Here is a 16794-nt window from a genome sequence, read left to right as displayed (position 1 = left end):
GTGTTCCACTTTTGGAGTTTTGTGCTGTGTAGCGTGCGGTGATTTATGCGCCGATTAAGCGTCAGACGTTACGGGGAGTACCTTGAGGAGCTTCTCTTTGCCGTGGCATCCTTCCAGGTCATTGACCTTGATGAATGCGGAGGCGGTTTCGTTGGGCGGGTACACGCGCAGTCCGTCGGCGAGCGTGGGCTGGCATTCGTGGGGAGGGAGGGCACCGGCGTTGGTGAGGCTCACGGCTGCGGTGGCGGTGGCGTCCGGCGCGAGGGTGACGGGCTTGGGCTTCACGCCGTTCTCACGTTCGGCGGCCTCGCCCAGCTGGGTTCCGTTGTTGTCGGTCACCAGGGATACTCCTGGGTAGCCTTCCAGGGTGCACTGGTCGTCGCCAATGTTTTTAAAGACAATGTCGAAGTCTTTGGAGCCGGCTGCGCCTTGGAGGTTGGCAACGCTCAATTCCAAGTTGGAGGTTTTGCATTGCGACGTGCGTGGCGCGTCTCCAGTGGGTTCGGCCTGGGTTTCCTGGCGGGTTGCGGCGCTGGAGAACTCAGCTTCGTTGGTGGTGTTGTTTTCTGCACACCCAGTGAGCCCGAGGGCGGCGGAGGCCACAAGAACAACTGCTGCGCTACGGCCGTGACGGCGAGCCTGGGAGCGCTCGTTCAGACGGGGTGAGTGGAAAGTCATGCCCCTAAAGTATCTGGAAGAGGTGGAACATGAAAGTGATAAGTCGAAATATGGAGCCACAGAGGCAGATTGTGTCCGAATTGTAATCAGTAGCTGATGTACAGCTCTTATGAGGGTGGGGAAAGGGGCGGGATGGCGGCGATGTGGTGCAGGATTGGCAGCGCGTTCGTGCCAATCCGCCACTTGCTACCCCCAGAACGCTCTAGGGCTTCTGCCGTCGACAGGCGGAAACAGATAACATGTGTACGAAGAACTCAGTCGCCACTATTCGAAGGGAATACACAGGCATGGGATTTAACCCAGATTTCGATCTTTTTCAGCTTCCAGAGGAGTACCTGGAGCTACGTGCAGCCATCCGCGATCTCGCTGAGAGCGAGATTGCTCCTCATGCGAAGGACGTGGATGAAAACGAGCGTTTCCCACAGGAGGCCCTGGATGCCTTGAATGCTGCGGGCTTCAATGCGTTGCACGTTCCCGAGGAGTTTGGTGGTCAGGGTGGCGATTCCCTGGCGGCTGTCATTGTTATTGAAGAAGTTGCGCGCGTGTGTGCCTCCTCCTCCCTGATCCCCGCGGTGAACAAGCTGGGTACGATGGGCCTGATCCTGAACGGCTCCGAGGAGCTGAAGAAGGAAGTGCTGGGTGACATCGCCCAGGGTGCGATGGCTTCCTACGCCCTGACCGAGCGTGAGGCAGGATCCGACGCTGCTTCCATGAAGACCCGCGCTGTGCGCGAGGGTGACGAGTGGGTCATCAACGGCTCCAAGTGCTTCATCACCAATGGTGGAAAGTCCACCTGGTACACCGTGATGGCCGTGACGGATCCGGAGGCTGGCGCCCGCGGAATCTCCGCGTTCATGGTGCACAAGGATGATCCAGGATTCTCCGTGTCTGGCTACGAGCACAAGCTGGGCATAAAGGGGTCCCCCACGGCTGAGCTGCTCTTCGAGGATTGCTGCGTTCCTGCGTCACGCATGATCGGTGAGGAGGGAACCGGTTTCAAGACCGCCCTGCAGACCTTGGACCACACCCGTCCAACGATCGGCGCGCAGGCGCTGGGTATCGCCCAGGGTGCGTTCGACGAGGCCGTGAAGTACGTCAAGGAGCGTAAGCAGTTCGGTAAGGCCATCGCCGACTTCCAGAACACTCAGTTCATGTTGGCGGACATGAAGATGAAGATCGACGCCGCACGTCTCATGATTTACACCGCGGCATCCAATGCTGAGCGTGGTGTTGCAGAGGGCGGAGAGAAGCTGGGCCTGATGGCTGCAGGCTCCAAGGCTTTCGCCTCTGATGTGGCCATGCAGGTGACCGTGGATGCGGTTCAGCTGTTGGGTGGCTACGGATTCACCCGCGACTTCCCGCTGGAGCGCATGATGCGTGACGCAAAGATCACCCAGATCTACGAAGGTACGAACCAGATCTGCCGCATGGTGATGGGCCGCCAGATCCTGGGCTAGTGCCCGGGACACCCTGGGCTAGTGCCCGGGATACATAGACGGGCGCCCCTCTGGGGCGCCATTGCGTGAGATTCTTTCTCAGTAGATGCCGCCTGCTGTGCAATACATCAACGGGCGACACATTCTCTATTCCCAGTGTTCGGGATTTTGTCGACGATGGACGCAGAGCCGCTGGCCAATTGCTCTGCGGAATAGCACGACTGTGTCATTCCCAAGCCGGTTGTCTCGCCGAAGGGTTTGACATGTTCCCAATCGCGGCCGTTAAACACCATGACTGCGATCCAGTCAGTGTTTGGCTGGCCCACTCTTGCTATGTGGCCATCACAATCCATGACACTCGGATTGGGCATGGGAGCGATGCCCTGCATAGCCTCCGTGGTGCATTCGCCCACGGGGTTCGGCGCCGAAGCCTCGTGGTCCTCCTGGGGCGCTTCGGCCTCTTCTGACGGAGCCTCAGACGTGGGGTTCACGTCCTCGGAGGAATCACGCTCCGAATCGGATGAGTCCTTCGAATCCGGCGAACCTTCCGAATCGGTGCTCACAGCCGAGAACTGTGCCTGCGGTTCGGGTGAGTCTTCGTCTGAGCCGCACGCACTGATACATAGTCCCGTGCTGAGGAGAAGCGTGAGAAGTAGAGGTTGTTTGGTAGGCCGCATAACGTCGCTTTCTTAGCTTTGTTTCATCTAAGATTAAGGTACTAGTTAGGTTAAGGCCTGCGCCACTGGGGTGGGATACTCATCGGGTGCGCTCCCCATACTTCCCATGAAAGTCCCTACAATGGGGGCCATGGTTGAGATGAAAGATATGATGGCCCCGCCTCCAGTGAAGCTTCCCGAAGAGAATATTCCTGCGGACATTGGCGTTGAGACTGCACTCAAGCACCCCGAAAGCCCTTTGGTCTGGGCGACGATTGCTGAGCGTGCCATCGGGAGTGCCGAGACCGATGATCAGCGGGTTGCTGCCTATGCGGCTGCTCGGACGGGCTACCATCGTAGTTTGGATCGTTTGCGTGCCCATGGTTGGAAGGGTTGGGGTCCGGTGCCTTTCGACCATCGCCCAAATCAGGGGGTGTTGCGCGCTATCGCTGCGTTGGCGTTGGCGTCGAAGATGATTGACGACGATGCCGAATACGACCGCTGCCGTCAGATGCTGTCCGACGCCGACCCCTCGTCCGTGCAGTCTCTTATCGACGACAAACTGTAGCTGAGAGCAGCGATGAGGAAGGGCGAGACCTCACGTTTTTCTTCGAGTATCTATGGTCAGGGAAAAGGTGTTGTGCACCCTGATTCGGGTGATAAGCTGTGAGTTTGGCCACACAGCAGACGTTTCGTGTAGGATAGTGTTTAATTCACTTTCCCTAACATTCTTATGATGGTGGTTGCCATGCGTCCTGTGATGAAATTTCTCAGTCTGGTCTTTGCCGCCGGGACGGTTCTAGCGACGGTTCCTGCATCCCAGGCGCAGGATATGAAAGATGAAAGCACTCTGGTTGGAGACATGCTTGGAGAGTTAGAAGGGGTAGATACCACAGTGACTGCTCCTGATCGTGAGGGTTTGGTGCCTGGTGAGGCTGGTTTTGGGGATAATGTGATTGATAATCATGCTGGTGCGGGGTGGGTTCCTACTGTTGATCCGAAGTCTCGGGTGGTGGTTGGTGGGATGCGTTCTGATCGGGAGGAGGTTCCTGGGGGTTTTTCGAAGGAGCAGGCGGATCGGGCTGAGGTGCAGGAGGCTGCTGAGAGGTGGGGTGTGCGTTTTCGTGGGGTGGGGCAGGATTGTCGGACGTATTGGCCGAGTCCTTTTAGGGTGTGTGGTGCTATTCGGGAGAAGTATGAGCAACTAGGTGGGCCGCGGAGTTTTTTGACGTGGCCGAAGTCGGATGAGTTGGGTGTTCCGGATGGTGTGGGGCGTCGGAGTGAGTTTGTGAATGGGTTTATTTATTGGCATCCGGATACGGGTGCGCATGCTGTGACGACTCATTTTTCTGTGGTGTGGGCGCGTAATGGTTGGGAGGCTGGTCGGATGGGGTATCCGGTCAGTGATGAGTATGGTCTTGGTGATGGTGTGGGTCGTCGGCAGGATTTTCAGCGGGCTCATGTGTTTGGTTCGTTGGCTGGGTTGGCGTCGGTTGAGGGTCGGATCTTTGATCGATGGGTTGAGCTAGGAGGTGAATCCGGGCAGATGCTGGGTTATCCAGTTGAGGATGAAAAGCCGACTCCTGATGGTATCGGGCGGTACAGTAGGTTTGTGTGGGGATTTATATACTGGACGCCAGAGACTGGTGCGCATCCTGTGTATGGTCCTATCTTGGCTCAGTGGGCTGCCGGTGGCTATGAAAAAGGTCCGTATGGCTATCCCATTTCCGATATTCAAGGAGATCCCAACGGTGCAGATAGCCAAGTTTTTCAGAGAGGAAATATAAAAATTCCAGGGATTCCGTCACCTACCTACACGGAGCTGTCGGAGTATATTCCTGCTGGAGAGCAATTCCGGACGCCCGGCGAGTTTAAGGTGATTGGTGATAATTATGATAGGATATTTGAGTGTTGGGGTGAAAAAGATCGCAGGGTGTTGACGATTTTTCATCGTACTGGTGAGCGTCTGGACTGTGGGGGATTTTACCATATTTCACAAAAGCATATGCCAGATGAAAAGTTTATAACTAGGCAGATATGGGAGGACTTTCAGACTTGTGTTGCTTACACTTTGTTCTCTCGTGAGCCTTCTGATAGGGAGAGTCAGCGGGGTACGTACATACGCACAAGGTTTAATACTTATTCAAAGGTCCGTAGTTATGTGATTGTGTGGTCAGATACCAAGTTGATCCGAACAGCTTTTACTGAAGATGATCGAAAAGGAAGGGATTGGGGCGGATGTCGGAAGGGTCTGATCAGGTGATAAATCTTTCTCCCGAATGGGGAGTTGAGTGGGGAATCTGGGGAGGTCAGACGAAAGAAGAAGAACTAAATAGCCAAGAATTTGCAAGCCCTCGAAGCCTTGGATTATCTCCGGGGCTGACGCAGCGTTTAAAAGATTGGAACAGGGCCTGGCTTGATAATTATGTTGGTCCTGATAGAAAGTTTGTTGAAGGACATCATTCTAATAATAAGAGGGGCTTTTCTGAGGATTTGGACCTTGATGGCTGGATACGTGAGGGTTTTATTATTGCTCAGAATTTGGAACGTGAAACTGGATATGGAGTACGTCTAGGGTTTACTAGTTACCTTAGTAGGTACTCTTCTTTTAGAATGTGAAATATGTTTATTGATGAAAATTGTTGTTGCGTTGCTATCTATCCTGATGTGGTAAAGCCTGATGGGATCTGGGGCGTTGCGGAAAAGGAATTGAAAGCCTTCCGGGCGGCATGTAATGAAAAAGACCCGAATATTCTGGATGATTTGAAAGATTGGATTAGGCAATGGGAGGAGAACTTCTATACTGAGTATCTCGAAAAGTATCATCAGGTATGGGAAACAGGCTTCGACGTGCTTGAGTGGATTGCGGAAGGCGATAGAATCTCCGATATTATAGAATCTGAAACTGGCTATAGGGTAGCTAGAGTGTATAGAAAATACGAAGATTGTGTGCAGGTTGATGATGCGCTTAATGGAAGGTGGCGTCCTCGCTATCGGTACTGATTACTCAGGTTTCCCTGGCTACATTTGAGGCAAGCTCAATTGTTAATAATGCAAAATGTGGGGCCTAGGGTTGTGAGAGTCTACGAGCTAAAGAGGGGATAATGGGGGCTAATGGGCGCTATGAGGTTTGATCAAGAAGCCAAGATCCGTGCGCTGTGCTTGCACTACGAGGTGGTTGCTGAGGTGGGCGCGCCGCAAGATCGCTGGGATGCTGGTTATCAACTTGGCGACACTGAACAACTGGATCCTTAATGCTGAGAAGGAAGCAATGGCCTCCTCGGATGTTGCCGAGCGGGACAAGGATGCTGAGATTGCCCGGCTGCGCAATGGAAACAAACAGCTGACAGGGGCCAACGATATCTTGAGGTTGCCGTCGGCTTTGTGTCCAAGCGGAGCTCGACTGCGCGACAATAGTAGTCGTGGAGTTTCTCTATGCTTACCGGCCCTTGTATTCCATCGAGCAGATGTGTCAGGTCCTAGTTGAGTACCAACACCATATTTCTCCTGCGACCTACTATCGGTATCAGACCTGTAGTTTTGGTCCCTCCCGATGCGAAGCTTGACCAAGCATACGAGGCGCACCGGCTCTATGACTTGTGTGTTGCTAGTCGGCGGGTCGTTGAGCGTCGTAAGCTGTGGAAGGACCGGATCAGTGGTGGGTGGCAGATTTTGCTTATGTCTACACCAGGCTGGGTTTTGCTACGTTGCGTTTGGTGCCGACGTGTATTCGCACAGGATACTGTGCTCTAGGGTGGCCGAGTCAAAGGCGCAGAAATGTATATTAGGGCCAGGTACAATACATGATCGGGCGTGCGAAGTTTTGTTATAGTATGGTCTAATACGAAACTTATTAGAACGGCATACACTACAGGTGATGAGGGAAGGAATTGGGGCGGATGTCGGAAGTTCCTGATACGATGATAAATTTAGATCCCGAATGGGGGGTTGAATGGGGAATATGGGGAGGCCAGACAGAGGAAGAAGTGCGAAATAATCCAGGATTTGCAACACCTCAGTATTTAGGGCTGTCTGGAGAATTAACGCAACGTTTAAGGGATTGGAACAAGGCCTGGCTTGATAATTATGTTGGTCCTGATAGAAAGTTTGTTGAAGGACATCATTCTAATAATAAGAGGGGTTTTTCTGAAGATTTGGACCTTGATGGCTGGATACGTGAGGGTTTTATTATTGCTCAGAATTTGGAACGTGAAACTGGATATGGAGTACGTCTAGGGTTTACTAGTTACCTTAGTAGGTACTCTTCTTTTAGAATATGAAATATGTTTATTGATGAAAAGTGTTGTTGTGTTGCTATCTATGCTGATGTGGTAAAGCCTGATGGGATCTGGGGTGTTGCGGAAAAGGAATTGAAAGCCTTCCAGGCGGCATGTAATGAAAAAGCCCCGAATATTCTGGATGATTTGAAAGATTGGATTAGGCAATGGGAGGAGAACTTCTATACTGAGTATCTCGAAAAGTATCATCAGGTATGGGAAACGGGCTTCGACGTGCTTGAGTCGGTTGCGGAAGGTGATCGAATCTCCGACATTATAGAATCTGAAACTGGCTATAGGGTAGCTAGAGTGTATAGAAAATACGAAGATTGTGTGCAGGTTGATGATGCACTTAAAGGAAGGTGGCGTCCTCACTATCGGTCTCGCTATGGGCGCTGATTGCCCATGTTCCCTTGGTTTCATCTGAGAAATATGCTCAGGCCTGGAAAGAGTTAATAGATGAGCATGGCTGGTTAGACGAAGGCGACCGCATCTGCGCTGCCATCGAGAGTAATACCAGATACAAGGTAGCGAGACTGTACCAAGAATATCGGGGATTTAAGATCTACTGGAACGGTAAAGTGAGAGATCGGCAATGAGGTGCTCAGCGTCGATATGACGCTGGGCACCTCATTGTTTTGGCAGTGTGCGCTCCTGATAGCTAAAGCTGACCACCGGGGTTGCGCGGTTTAAGGAACCTGGATAACTCCGGCGGTGGGCAGGAAGTTGCAGGTGCTTGGAGCTGCATCCTTGTTGTTCACGGTGAATCCGCCATCAATGTAGGCGAGCACGGTGCCGGGGCCGGTCTGGGCTGCACCGTTGACGGTGCCGGGGCCTTCTGGGTTGATTCCGTTGAAGCCCAGTGGGGTAACGCCGCGCTTGCCGTTGTTGATGTTGACCCAGTGAACATTCATCTGGGAGTGCTGTTCCTTGGCAATGGTTCCGGTGCCCAGGCCGGTGAACACGAAGTTCACTTCGCCTGGCGCAACGCCCGGGAGTGGCAGGTTTGCTGGACCCGGGACCGCTGCTGCGGTACCGACAGCGTTGTTCTTGCCGCCGATGCAGTTCTGGGAGATAGTTGGCCATGCGAACTGGGTGAAGTGTGGGCCGTTCTTAGGGATCGGTACTCCCTTGCCTTCCTCGCCGCGGAAGAAACCAACAAGCTTGGTGAGTGCTGCTCCAACCTGTGGTGGAACGTTAGGGTTCTTGGTGAATTCTTCGATGGCGTTCAGGGTTTCGGCATTGGGGCGGCCGAGGTGATCCAAGGATCCTACCTGTGCGTTAGCAGTTGCTGGGGCGATCAGCGTAGGTACTGCCAGGGCGCAGGCGGTGCTGAGGCCCACAAGGGCGCGAAAAGATCGTTTGGTGATAGACACGGTCAACCTCTCAAATTGGTGAACATCACGAGTAACATTAACCACATTAGTCACTTTGTTCACATCTGTCATGCTGTATGATCGTTTTGCTTACATTAGCACCCCTAGCCTCGGATGTCATCACAACGAAGAAATTTTTATAGATTCGGGCAAAAGAGCCTCTGGCCAGCACGGATGTCAGTAACACGCAGGGCGCTACCGCCTGTCGAATGGATCGAACCTGGGGTGAGGGGGTAGAATGCTGTGGTTAAACTTTTCCCCCACATAAGGAAGATTTGGGATCTTGGCTAGAACTGAATTCCGTAATGTTGCCATCGTCGCACACGTTGACCACGGTAAAACCACCCTGGTGAACGGCATGCTGGAACAATCCGGTGCCTTCGGCGACCACGGTGAGCACACGGATCGCGTGATGGACTCCAATGATCAGGAACGCGAGCGCGGTATCACGATCTTGGCGAAGAACACCGCCATTCACCGCAAGGGTCTAGGTAAAGACGGCGGCGACCTCATTATCAACGTGATTGATACCCCAGGCCACGCCGACTTCGGTGGCGAGGTTGAGCGCGGCATCTCCATGGTGGATGGAGTGGTTCTGCTGGTTGACGCCTCCGAAGGTCCACTCCCGCAGACCCGCTTCGTGCTGACCAAAGCCCTCGAAGCCAAGCTGCCGGTTATCATTTGCGTCAACAAGACCGACCGCCCGGACGCCCGCATTGACGAGGTTGTCACCGAGTCTCAGGACCTCCTGCTGGAAATCGCGGCAGGCCTGGAAGATGACGACGCCGCCGCGGCCGCCGAAGAATTGCTCGACCTTCCTGTGCTCTACGCCTCCGGTCGAGAGGGCAAGGCGTCGACGGAGAATCCAGGCAACGGCAACGTGCCCGAGGCGGCGGACCTGCAGGCCCTCTTCGACGTCATTTACGACGTGCTGCCTGAGCCATCGGCGTCCGTGGACGGCCCACTGCAGGCGCACGTCACCAACCTTGACTCGTCCGACTTCCTGGGCCGTATCGCTCTGCTGCGCATCTACTCCGGACAGATCAAGAAGGGCCAGCAGGTTTCCTGGATCCACTACGACGAAGACGGCGCACAGCACATCAAGCAGGTGAAGGTTGCAGAGCTGCTGCGCACCGTGGGCTTCGAGCGCCAGCCGGACACGGAGGCCATCGCCGGTGACATCGTCGCCATCTCCGGTATTTCGGACATCATGATCGGCGACACGATTGCCGACGTGGACGACCCACAGCCGCTTCCGCGCATCAAGGTCGATGAGCCAGCTATCTCCATGACTATCGGCGTGAACACCTCTCCGATGGCAGGCCAGGGCGGCGGCGATAAGCTGACCGCCCGCATGGTGAAGGCCCGCCTGGATCAGGAATTGATCGGTAACGTCTCCATCAAGGTGCTACCTACCGAGCGTCCCGATGCCTGGGAGGTTCAGGGCCGAGGCGAGATGGCTCTGTCCGTGCTGATCGAGAACATGCGCCGCGAAGGCTTTGAGCTGACCGTTGGAAAGCCACAGGTTGTGACGCAGGTCGTGGACGGCAAAACCATGGAGCCGTACGAGATGCTGACCGTGGATTCCCCATCCGAGTTCCAGGGTGCGATCACCCAGCTGCTGGCTACCCGCAAGGGTCAGATGCAGACGATGGATGTCCGCGAAGGCGACTGGGTGCGCATGGAGTTCCGCATCCCAGCCCGCGGCCTGATCGGTTTCCGCACCCAGTTCTTGACGGAGACCCGTGGCGCAGGTATCGCCAACTCCATCTCCGATGGCTGGGACGAGTGGGCCGGCGCCATTAAGTCTCGCCCCACGGGATCCCTGGTGGCTGACCGTTCCGGACAGATCACCGCCTATGCACTCCAGCAGCTGGCTGACCGCGGCGACTTCTTCGTCGAGCCAGGCATGGAAGCCTACGAGGGCATGGTTGTGGGTGCGAACAACCGTGATGAGGATATGGACATCAACATCACGAAGGAAAAGAAGCTCACCAACATGCGTTCTGCCACGGCAGACGCCACGGTCACCCTGGCCAAGGCCCGCACCCTGTCTTTGGATGAGGCACTGGAGTTCTGTGGCAACGACGAGTGCGTGGAGGTTGGACCGAACGTTCTGCGCGTCCGCAAGACCATCCTGAACGCAACCGAGCGTGCTCGTGCACGCTCCCGCGAGAAGCAGCGCAACAACAAGTCCTAATGTAGGGGCTGTATGGTACTGGTGACAGTGAGCCGGTGAATGACCCAAGGAGGCACGTGGAGTGACGAAGAGTAGTACTGCGCGTGCCTTCGCGGCGTCTGTGGCAGCGGCACTAGTGCTGGCATCCTGTTCCGCCCGCCCGAGCGACGCTCCCACGGTCGAGGACCGCATGCCGGCCGAGCAGAACTCCCAATCTGCCCGCACGAACAACGAGGCCAGGGAGAAGGCGGAGCACAAGGCTCAGGAGGAAGCCCGCCGGGTGATCCGCGTGGGCGTGGACTCCTTCACCGGCAACCTGAATCCTCACATGAAGGGCAATCTGGATCCGGTGGTGTCCGCCATTTCGGACCTAACCCTGCCCAGCGTGTTCACCGCCGGCCCGAAGGGCCTGGTGATGGACAAGGACCTCGTGGAGTCCGTGAAGCCGGACGACGAGGAGGCCCCCACCCGCGTGACCTACACGCTGACCTCGGCGGCGCAGTGGTCCGATGGCACGCCGATTACAGTCAGTGATTTCCAGTATTTGGCCGAGGAACTAGCCGAAGAACCCGCGGCGGCGGAATCCGGCCTGTATCAGCACATTAAAACCATCGAAACCAGCGTGTCCTCCACGCATTTCACGGTGGTGTTCGATCAGCCATTTACCTCCTGGAAACGCCTTTTCCACCACTTATTGCCTAGCCATATTTACCGCGGGGAAAATCGCCCCTTTGCCGAAATGATGCGGGAGGCCTCAGCCGCTTCCGGTGGTGCTTACGCGTTGAAACATATCGACGCCGGGCGCGGGTTCGTAGAACTCCAACGCAATGACCGGTACTGGGGTGAGGAACCGGCTGCGACGGATCGCATCCTGTTCACCAGCGTTCCCGATATCAACACCGGCGCGCAGATGCTGCGCACCAAGCAGATCAACATGCTGGTCCAACAGTCTGAATCCACAACGCAGCTCACGCTGAACCAGCTGAAAGACGTGCAGCAGCGCAGCCTGGTGCGTCCGGTGCAGCTCAACCTGGTCTTAAACTCCCAGAAACCGGGACTCACCACCAGCTCCGCCCGAGCACACATCCTCAGCAGCATTCGCGCCCGGGAAATCGGGCAGATCGTGGCACAGGATATGGACGCCGAACGGCCTGAGTGGCAGGTCTCGCCGAGTGCCTCTCACGCCCCGAAGCGCGCGCACTTCACCGCCGACGAACCGCTGGTGATCGCGGCTCCGCAGGAAGACCAGAAGGCAGTGGTGGCCGCCCGCACGGCCGCGGACCAGCTGAGCCAGGCGGGCATTCCGGCGCGCGCCGTGCAGCAGGACTCAGTGGAATTATTTTCCCGAACATCCACGAAGGATGCGCCCGATGCAATTGTGTTGTGGCAGTATTCTCCCTCTGATTTAGGGGACTATGTATCCCAATTCCAATGCAAATCTGGAAAGGGGAAGAATGCTGAGGAGCCGCACGCTGCGGCGTCGTCGGAAAAATTAGACGATCACTCCGAATCACAGGGCGAGCACGCACATCCATCACACGGGCAGGACAGCACCTCACGTGCCACGTCGCTGCCGCCGGTGCAGGAGGGAGACGTGCCACTCGGCGGAGGCAACGTGTCCGCGCTGTGTGACAACGACATCAACGCCCTGCTCGCCAAGCTCGAGGCCGGGGACGAGGACCTGCGCGGCTCCCGTGAAGAGCTGAACACGCTCATCGCCGAGCAAGCAGTCGTGCAGCCCCTGCTGGGCAGCCGCAGTAGCGTGGCGCGGGCGAAGGTGTTGCAAGGCCCCACCAACGAGTTGGCGGAGTGGCCGATCACCTCCAGCGCGGGAATCTTCGCCACGGCGCATCAGTGGACGATCGACCCGCTGGCTGACACGAAGGAGAATCATGACAGGCACGGATAACGGCAGCACACCCACCATCGTCGCCGTTCACGCGCACCCCGACGACGAAGCCATCTGGACCGGCCTCGCCCTCGCCAAAGCCGTGCGGCTGGGCGCGAAGGTCATCAACGTGACCTGCACGTTGGGGGAGGAAGGCGAGGTCATCGGGGACGAGCTCGCCCGATTAGTGACCGACGCCCAGCGCCCCGACGGGACCGGCCTGCTGGGTGGCTACCGCATTGCCGAGCTCCAGCGGGCCCTGACGTCCCTGGGAATCGACGCGGGCCCTGTATTTCTGGGAGGGGTGGGGCGCTGGCGAGACTCCGGGATGGAGGGAACGCCGTCCATCGAGCATCCGCGGGCGTTTGCTCATGTGGATAACTTCGACGAGGAGGTTCAGCAGCTCGCGCAGCTGCTGGAGGAACTCCGACCGGACATCGTCATCACGTATGCCACGGATGGCGGGTACGGCCACCCGGATCACAAGCGCGCTCATCGCGTGACGCACGCCGCGGTGGAACGGCTGGAAGCAGTGATGAAACCACGCCAGATCCTGTGGTGTGTGAGCGACCGGCAGGCCATCGATGACGGGCTTGCGGGCGTGAGCGGATCCGAGATTCCGGAGGGCTGGCGCTTCGGTGAGGTGGCCGCGGCGGACCACAGCGAGGTGGACTTCACCATCCATGGCACCAGCCAGGACGTGGCGGCGAAGGCTGCGGCGATGGCGGACCACGCCACGCAGGTGGTGGTGGATGGGCCGGTGTTCGCGCTGTCCAACCAGATTGTGCAGCCGCTGTTGGATACGGAAGCTTATACCGTGGCGTTCACTGCGCCCGGGGAGGATAGGGACTACGCACAGCGGTTCTTCGAGGGCGAGGCTGCGACGGACAAGACGGCCGAGACGGTGACGGGTTTCATGACAGAAAGTGACGAGTTCTAGTGCATAAGGACACCAGCGAACCCCACTGGGGCGACCCCACCCGCTCCCAGGCACGGCGGGATGTCACGCGGAAGGAAACCATCATGGGGCTATCCTGGCTGTCGGTCGGGATCCTGTTTGGTCTGTTTGTGGAAATCCTGTACGTAGGCTCTAGGATTACCGTGGGTGGAACCGGAATACCTGTTCCGTGGACCATACTCTTCGCGTTTTTCTTTAATCGCTCTATTTCGAGGATCGCGAAGCTGTGGACTGACAATCCGCTGGTCGCGGCGATTCCTTTCCTCCTGTGGACCTTCGGTTTCATCGCGTTGACTGCGTGGCCAACCGTGGGTATCACGGGTGACCAATTAGTGCCACAGACCGTTTGGTCTATATTGGTATTTATAGCCGGTTTGGCTGGAGGAGCGTGGCCGTTGCGACCACGCTTCCCGGATTTGGGCACCCCACAGCCAACCGCTGCCACAGTGCGACAAACTAGCAAGTGAGAAAGAAGAGATAATGACTTACACCATCGCACAGCCATGCGTTGACGTCATGGACCGAGCATGTGTTGAAGAATGCCCCGTTGATTGCATCTACGAGGGGAAGCGCTCCCTGTACATTCACCCTGACGAGTGTGTGGACTGTGGTGCTTGCGAACCCGTCTGTCCTGTGGAAGCCATCTTCTATGAGGATGATGTTCCGGAGGAGTGGGAAGAGTTTAACGACGCCAACGCAGCCTTTTTTGACGACTTAGGCTCTCCGGGTGGCGCGGCCAAGCTGGGCCCACAGGACTTTGACGCTGAGCTGGTGGCTGCCCTGCCACCTCAGAACGAAGAATAAGAACAGCAATTGCTGCAGCACTCGACCAGTTATTGATCAGCTTCGAACGCAGAACTTGAGCATGAGTCAGTAGCTGCGTGTAAGCACGACACAAGAAAAGCAGACATCGCACCATGGCACCCACTCGCATCCCCGTCGCCCAACAGCTCCCGGATTTCCCCTGGGATTCCTTGGCGGAGGCAAAGGCAACGGCGCAGGCTTACCCGGACGGGATTGTTGACCTGTCGGTCGGAACTCCAGTTGACCCTGTAGCTCCGCACATCCAGTTGGCTTTGAGTGAGCATGCAGCTCAGCCGGGTTACCCCCAGACGAAGGGTACCCCGGAGCTGCGCGCGGCGATTGTGGGTGCGATGGAGCGGCGCTATCGCGTGACGGGCCTGGACCCGGAGCGTGCCGTGTTGCCGGTGGTGGGCACGAAGGAGGCAATCGCCTGGCTGCCGACTCTGCTGGGCATTGGTGAGGGCCACACCGTGGTGATCCCGGAGTTGGCATACCCCACCTATGAGGTCTCAGCGAAGCTCGCCGGGGCGACCGTGGTGCGCAGTGACTCGCTGCTGAAGCTGGGGCCGTCCACGCCGTCGTTGATCTACATCAATTCCCCGGCGAATCCTCATGGCAAGGTCTTGGGGGTGGCGCATCTGCAGAAGATGGTGGAGTTCGCGCGTCAGCGCGGCACGATCATCGTGTCCGACGAGTGCTACCTGGGTCTCGGCTGGAACGACAACAACTCCAGAGAGGATTCCACCCGGCCGGTGTCTATCCTGGATCCCGAGGTGTGCGGCGGGGACCATACCAACCTGATCGCGGTGCATTCTCTGTCGAAGACTTCCAACTTGGCGTCCTATCGTGCAGGCTGGCTGGCCGGTGACACGCAGCTGATCCAGGAGCTGTTGGAGGTGCGCCGTCACGCGGGCCTGATGAACCCCGGTCCTATTCAGTCGGCGATGATCGCGGCTCTTGAGGAAGATGGCCACGAGATGCTGCAGAAGGATCTGTATCGTCAACGCCGAACCGTGTTGCGCGCGGCACTGGAGCAGGCTGGCTTCAGTATCGATTACTCCGATGGTGGCCTGTACCTGTGGGCAACCGAGGGCCGCAATTGCCGGGAGACGGTGGACCGCCTCGCCGCCATTGGCGTGCTATGTGCACCGGGGGACTTCTACGGACCGACGGGCGTGGAGCATGTGCGCATTGGCCTGACTGCCACGGACGAGAAGATCGACGCCGCCGCGCAGCGCATCGCGACGTTGCTGTCGAAATAACTCGTGTCTCGCTGGCGGCCTACGCCACGGCAGGGAGTATCGGCTCAGCGCGTGGTGCTGCGGGGCCACGTGCCTGCCGATGGTGTGGAGTACTGGGCGGCTGGTGCCGGGGATTCACCCTTTCCTCCGGGGACACTGCTGGAACCGCTCACAGCTTTGGATGTTCCCACTCCGGCATGGTTTCACCCGCAGGTGCATGAGGAGCCGGACTACCTTCTGAACCTGGATATTCCCGTGCTGTATGAGTCGCGGGATGTTCTGGTGGTGGATAAGCCCCATGGGTTGCCGTCCACTCCCAATGGCTCGTTGATGCGGGCGAATGCGCAGACGATGTTGCGCGTTCACCGTTCAGAGATGGATCTGGTGGCGGCGCATCGGCTGGATCGTCTGACTGGGGGAGTGCTGCTGTTATCGCGCAGGCCGGACACTCGAGGGTTTCTGCAGACTCAGTTTCTGCGGCGCACTGTGGCTAAGACCTATGTGGGACGCTCAGCCGTGCGGGTCGCGGGATTTGAACAGGAGACGGTGGTGGAGCTGCCGATGCTCAAGATCAAGGACGTACCCCAGGTGAGGGTGGATCCGGCGGGCAAGCTCACCAGAACTCGGGTGCGGTTGCTGGGGCGCACGGAGGCGGGGGAGTGGGAGTATCTTCTGCGTCCAGAAACGGGGCATACGCATCAGTTGCGGGTGCTGATGAATCATCTGGGAGCGCCGCTGGTGGGGGACAGTACGTACCCGATGTATCGGCCAACGGATTTTAGTAATGAGGCGCTACGGACCGAACCGCGTTTGGGCTTGCGGGCGGTGTCTCTTACTTTTCGCGATCCTGCTGTGGGCGGAAGAGCTGTAGAAATCACACAAAAATAGACGTTTGTGAACTATTTTTTCAAATCTATTGATTTTGGGAAAGAAATGGACTAGGGTGAAATAATGACTCCCGAAAATATCTCAGTCCGCCCTAACAGGTCGCCTCAACCCACTAGCAGCGAACGCATTGCAGTGGGTGCGGCGATTGTCGGGATTCTCGTCGCCGTCATCGGCGCCTTCGTGATCAACGATAACGATCTGTATCACTGGTGGGCCGTCCTTGGCTGTGGGATTGTGGCGCTTATCTTCGGTATCCGTGCGAAGTCCGTCAAGCTGGCTGTTCTAGGAGTGTGTGTCATCCTTCTTCCCCCGGTCCTTTTGTTCGGATCCTGGGCAATATACACACTCATACATCTGTAGTTCCTATCTCGCAGGTAGTGCCTACCCCTTAAAATGAAGAAGCACCCACTGAC

General features: G+C 57.0%; 18 protein-coding genes. 15 read left to right on the top strand and 3 right to left on the bottom strand.

The window, feature by feature from the left end; all coding sequences use genetic code 11:
- Positions 1-54: 54 nt before the first annotated feature.
- Positions 55-678, bottom strand: coding sequence for a DUF4232 domain-containing protein (locus tag GC425_RS02485; protein WP_151843935.1), 624 nt, complete (start codon positions 676-678; stop codon positions 55-57).
- A gap of 287 nt (positions 679-965) precedes the next feature.
- Here GC425_RS02485 and GC425_RS02480 point away from each other — a divergent pair, with 287 nt between their 5' ends.
- Positions 966-2135 carry an acyl-CoA dehydrogenase family protein gene (locus GC425_RS02480; RefSeq protein WP_151843936.1) on the top strand — a complete coding sequence of 390 codons (1170 nt, stop codon included), beginning with the start codon at positions 966-968 and terminating at the stop codon, positions 2133-2135.
- 107 nt (positions 2136-2242) lie between these two features.
- Here the strand turns inward: GC425_RS02480 and GC425_RS02475 are convergent, their stop codons facing one another.
- Positions 2243-2677, bottom strand: coding sequence for a hypothetical protein (locus GC425_RS02475; protein ID WP_151843937.1), 435 nt, complete (start codon positions 2675-2677; stop codon positions 2243-2245).
- A 244-nt stretch (positions 2678-2921) separates the two neighbouring features.
- Here GC425_RS02475 and GC425_RS02470 point away from each other — a divergent pair, with 244 nt between their 5' ends.
- The 7 genes from GC425_RS02470 to GC425_RS02435 all read left to right on the top strand — a co-directional run bounded on the left by GC425_RS02470 (position 2922) and on the right by GC425_RS02435 (position 7446).
- Positions 2922-3338: a DUF3151 domain-containing protein gene (locus GC425_RS02470; RefSeq protein WP_151843938.1), complete on the top strand. Its 417-nt coding sequence runs from the start codon at positions 2922-2924 to the stop codon at positions 3336-3338.
- A gap of 168 nt (positions 3339-3506) precedes the next feature.
- Entirely contained in the window at positions 3507-5033 is a 1527-nt protein-coding gene (locus GC425_RS02465) for an LGFP repeat-containing protein (protein ID WP_257821818.1), read from the top strand.
- Positions 5009-5389: a hypothetical protein gene (locus GC425_RS02460; protein ID WP_151843939.1), complete on the top strand. Its 381-nt coding sequence runs from the start codon at positions 5009-5011 to the stop codon at positions 5387-5389. The genes GC425_RS02465 and GC425_RS02460 overlap by 25 nt, the downstream gene beginning before the upstream one ends.
- Before the next feature lie 3 nt (positions 5390-5392).
- Positions 5393-5773, top strand: a complete 381-nt coding sequence (locus GC425_RS02455) for a hypothetical protein (RefSeq protein ID WP_151843940.1) — start codon at positions 5393-5395, stop codon at positions 5771-5773.
- 120 nt (positions 5774-5893) lie between these two features.
- Positions 5894-6025: a hypothetical protein gene (locus GC425_RS02450; protein WP_257821816.1), complete on the top strand. Its 132-nt coding sequence runs from the start codon at positions 5894-5896 to the stop codon at positions 6023-6025.
- A 644-nt stretch (positions 6026-6669) separates the two neighbouring features.
- A complete protein-coding gene (locus GC425_RS02440; protein ID WP_151843942.1) occupies positions 6670-7050 on the top strand; it encodes a hypothetical protein in 381 nt (126 codons plus the stop codon).
- A 3-nt stretch (positions 7051-7053) separates the two neighbouring features.
- Positions 7054-7446: a hypothetical protein gene (locus GC425_RS02435; protein WP_151843943.1), complete on the top strand. Its 393-nt coding sequence runs from the start codon at positions 7054-7056 to the stop codon at positions 7444-7446.
- Between the two features lie 290 nt (positions 7447-7736).
- Here GC425_RS02435 and GC425_RS02430 read toward each other — a convergent pair whose 3' ends face one another.
- A complete protein-coding gene (locus GC425_RS02430) occupies positions 7737-8423 on the bottom strand; it encodes a hypothetical protein (RefSeq protein ID WP_151843944.1) in 687 nt (228 codons plus the stop codon).
- Between the two features lie 283 nt (positions 8424-8706).
- Here GC425_RS02430 and typA point away from each other — a divergent pair, with 283 nt between their 5' ends.
- From typA to GC425_RS02395, 7 genes are all read left to right on the top strand, one after another.
- A complete protein-coding gene (typA, locus tag GC425_RS02425) occupies positions 8707-10623 on the top strand; it encodes a translational GTPase TypA (protein WP_151843945.1) in 1917 nt (638 codons plus the stop codon).
- Between the two features lie 61 nt (positions 10624-10684).
- The gene (locus GC425_RS02420) at positions 10685-12511 is read left to right on the top strand and encodes an ABC transporter substrate-binding protein (protein ID WP_151843946.1); all 1827 of its coding nucleotides are present in this window, start codon (positions 10685-10687) and stop codon (positions 12509-12511) included.
- Positions 12495-13430: an N-acetyl-1-D-myo-inositol-2-amino-2-deoxy-alpha-D-glucopyranoside deacetylase gene (gene mshB / locus GC425_RS02415; RefSeq protein ID WP_151843947.1), complete on the top strand. Its 936-nt coding sequence runs from the start codon at positions 12495-12497 to the stop codon at positions 13428-13430. The genes GC425_RS02420 and mshB overlap by 17 nt, the downstream gene beginning before the upstream one ends.
- Positions 13430-13915, top strand: coding sequence for a hypothetical protein (locus GC425_RS02410; protein WP_151841853.1), 486 nt, complete (start codon positions 13430-13432; stop codon positions 13913-13915). The genes mshB and GC425_RS02410 overlap by 1 nt, the downstream gene beginning before the upstream one ends.
- Before the next feature lie 13 nt (positions 13916-13928).
- Entirely contained in the window at positions 13929-14252 is a 324-nt protein-coding gene (gene fdxA / locus GC425_RS02405; RefSeq protein WP_151841852.1) for a ferredoxin, read from the top strand.
- Between the two features lie 113 nt (positions 14253-14365).
- Positions 14366-15514: a succinyldiaminopimelate transaminase gene (gene dapC / locus GC425_RS02400; RefSeq protein ID WP_151843948.1), complete on the top strand. Its 1149-nt coding sequence runs from the start codon at positions 14366-14368 to the stop codon at positions 15512-15514.
- A 3-nt stretch (positions 15515-15517) separates the two neighbouring features.
- The gene (locus GC425_RS02395) at positions 15518-16381 is read left to right on the top strand and encodes a pseudouridine synthase (RefSeq protein ID WP_231699688.1); all 864 of its coding nucleotides are present in this window, start codon (positions 15518-15520) and stop codon (positions 16379-16381) included.
- Positions 16382-16794: the final 413 nt, after the last annotated feature.

Source organism: Corynebacterium sp. zg254 (assembly GCF_024701495.1).
In the GTDB taxonomy this organism is placed as follows: Bacteria; Actinomycetota; Actinomycetes; order Mycobacteriales; family Mycobacteriaceae; genus Corynebacterium; species Corynebacterium zhongnanshanii.
Note: the sequence above shows the minus strand (reverse complement) of the source record. Positions and strands in the feature narration are given on the sequence as shown.